This is a genomic window from Kocuria sp., from assembly GCF_030536815.1.
Lineage (GTDB): Bacteria > Actinomycetota > Actinomycetes > Actinomycetales > Micrococcaceae > Kocuria > Kocuria gwangalliensis.
In genome coordinates this window covers 1,185-3,656 of record NZ_JAUNPE010000192.1, presented here as the reverse complement: position 1 = coordinate 3,656, position 2,472 = coordinate 1,185, and the positions used below count along the sequence as shown (strand labels likewise).

At 63.6% G+C, this 2,472-nt stretch carries 3 protein-coding genes; 1 reads left to right on the top strand and 2 read right to left on the bottom strand.

From position 1 onward, the window contains the following. Both Q4E95_RS11900 and Q4E95_RS11895 read right to left on the bottom strand, forming a co-directional pair. Positions 1-851 (bottom strand): glycerophosphodiester phosphodiesterase family protein (locus Q4E95_RS11900; RefSeq protein WP_303383507.1); only part of this gene is annotated, 851 nt, incomplete at its 3' end. Positions 852-1,065: 214 nt separating this feature from the next. After that, complete coding sequence (locus tag Q4E95_RS11895; protein ID WP_303383506.1) at positions 1,066-1,683, bottom strand: endonuclease; 618 nt, start codon at positions 1,681-1,683, stop codon at positions 1,066-1,068. A 67-nt stretch (positions 1,684-1,750) separates the two neighbouring features. Here Q4E95_RS11895 and Q4E95_RS11890 point away from each other — a divergent pair, with 67 nt between their 5' ends. Beyond that, positions 1,751-2,371 carry a hypothetical protein gene (locus tag Q4E95_RS11890; protein ID WP_303383505.1) on the top strand — a complete coding sequence of 207 codons (621 nt, stop codon included), beginning with the start codon at positions 1,751-1,753 and terminating at the stop codon, positions 2,369-2,371. The last annotated feature ends 101 nt before the right edge of the window (positions 2,372-2,472 follow it).

Here is a 2,472-nt window from a genome sequence, read left to right as displayed (position 1 = left end):
TCCGTGGAGTTCACGGTGTACACGCCGATGCCCATGCCCGCGGCCTTGACCCGTGCCACGCCGGCGGCGTCCAAGGTCCGGTAGCTCGTGCCGAAGTGGTCGGCGTACGTGGCGATCTGCGCCAGGGTTGCGGAGTCGGGCACGGTGCCGATGAGCTGCTGGAGGGGAACATTCGGGGCCAGAGTGGCGAACCGCTGGTTGGACACGGCATCGAAGCCCAAGACCTCGATCTGGTTGTTCCGCAGCAGACGGTTCCAGGCGCGGTTGCTCTCCAGCGCGTCCGCGACCACCTTCTCAACGCCGGGGGAGTTGACCGGCGACTTGATCTCGATGAACACGCCGATCTTGTTGTTGGCGATCTTGGCGGCATCGTTGAAATGGGGAATCTTCTCGCCCACGAACTTGTCCGAGAAGTACGAACCCGCATCAAGCTGTTGCAGCTCGGCCCAGGTGAACGAGGTGATCGGGTCGTTCTCGCGGCCCGGGAACACGTCTTCCACATTGGTGGTGCGCGCGGGGGTGTCATCGTGGAAGAGGAAGGGCACGCCGTCCGCGGAGAGCTGCACATCGATCTCGAAGTAATCCGCGTGCGAGGATCGCGCGTCCTTGAACGCGGAAACCGTGTTCTCCGGTGCGGTACCTGCCGCACCTCGGTGACCGATCAGCAGAGGCTCGTTCGCCGACGACGCCGCCCGCGTCTCGTTCTTGGCGGCTGCTTCCGCCGTGGCGGGGTGGGTGTCGGGCTGCGCGTAAGCGGGAGCGGTGAATGGTGCGAGGACCGCGGCGGACAGCGCCGCGGCCGCGGTGGCCTGGGAGATGCGGACGAAGGTGCGGTTGCTTCGAGTGTTCACGGTGAACCTTTCGTTCAAGAACTCCGGGCAAGTCGAGACCAAATTGGCGGTGTGTTCCCCCAGGTCCCGAGGATGTCAGCAGGACCAACGGTGCTTGAGGAAACTGACGGCCAAGAAGCCGCGGGGTGGCCGGAACGTGAAGAAATACACCGAGTCAGGACCGCAGGCGCGCGCCCACCATAGTGACGGTGGTGGTCCGTGCGAGTTTTCGGTTTTACTTTGTAGACCGGTCCAGGGCCACGCGCACCAGGGCGGAAGCCAAGCGCGGCAGGTTCTCGGGCGATACGAGACCGGCCAAGGCATCCGGACCGTCCGGCAGGCTCAGTTTCCGCGCGCCGTCCAGGGCCGTCTTGTCGAAGTACGGCGCCATGACCGGCCACACGCCCTGAACCTCGCGGGCAAAAATGGCCGCGCCCGTGGGCCCGATTCCGGGGAACTCTCGGAGCCGTTTCAAAATCTCCTCGGAGTCCTGCGACTCGTCCCGCAACCGCCTCAGGTCCCCGGCGTAGCGATCGAGGAGGAGGGCGGCGCCGTCGCCGAGCATGGTGGAGGTGCGTTCGTCGTATCGGCGGTACCCGCCGCGGCCGAGCGCGTTCACGCGCTGCTGCCACGTGGCGGCACGCATTTTCTCGGGAGTGCTGAATCTGCTGTCCGTCAGCTCACGGGCGGTGGCCACGGCAATCCCCGCGCTGATTCTGGTGGACAGCAGGTTGGCCAGCACCAGTAGCTGGAACAGGGAAGCGGGGGTGTCCTTGAGGCCGATGCCCGCTTCCTGCGCGTACGTGCGACCGCGCTCATCCAGTAAGTCGTCGATGATTTCCCGGTGGCTCATGGGGTTAAACCTTCTTCCCTGGCTGGAGCACAAGAATATCCACAGGTGGACGCGTAGGGTCAGCACCATGATGAAACGTGTTTCGCTCAGGGGGATGTTGCTGAGGCATACGCCGCTCATCGTGGTGGAGGCAGTGTTCGTGATGTCGTTCCTCGGAGACATGTCCCGGGGAGATGCTGAGAACGCCTTCCTGGCCATGGGCTTGTTTCAGGTATCGCTCACACCCCTGGTCGTTGAAGCCATTGGGCGGATACGTATTCCCCTGCACTTGCAGCTGCTTTACGCCATCCTGCTGTTCACCGGCGGATACATGGGGAGTTATCAGCGCTTCTACGACGTGTGGGAACCGTGGGACACCGTCGTCCACTTCTATTCGGGCGTCATGATCGCCCTCTGGGCGGACTACATCCTGCGCTCCGTCATGCGGAAGCATGGTTTTGTCATGCCCCGCTGGCTGCACGCGACGGTGATTACGTCGTTCAGTGCCTTGGTCGCCATGCTGTGGGAAATCGGGGAGTTCGCGGCGGATCAGACGATGGGCTCACGGGCGCAGATCGACAATTACGACACCATGGTCGACATGATCACCGGGACCCTGTCCGCTCTGATCGTGGCCGTCATCCTGGCGTGGAGGGCTCCCCGGCGGCGGCCCGCTGAGGGAGAATTGACACATAATTCAACCCCTTAGGGACAGTCATGGACCCGATCACACAAGCCCTTTCCCGGATCAACCGAACCGACTTCCTACCCGTGGAAACTCGCGAGTTCGCAGCCGTGGACGCTCCGCTG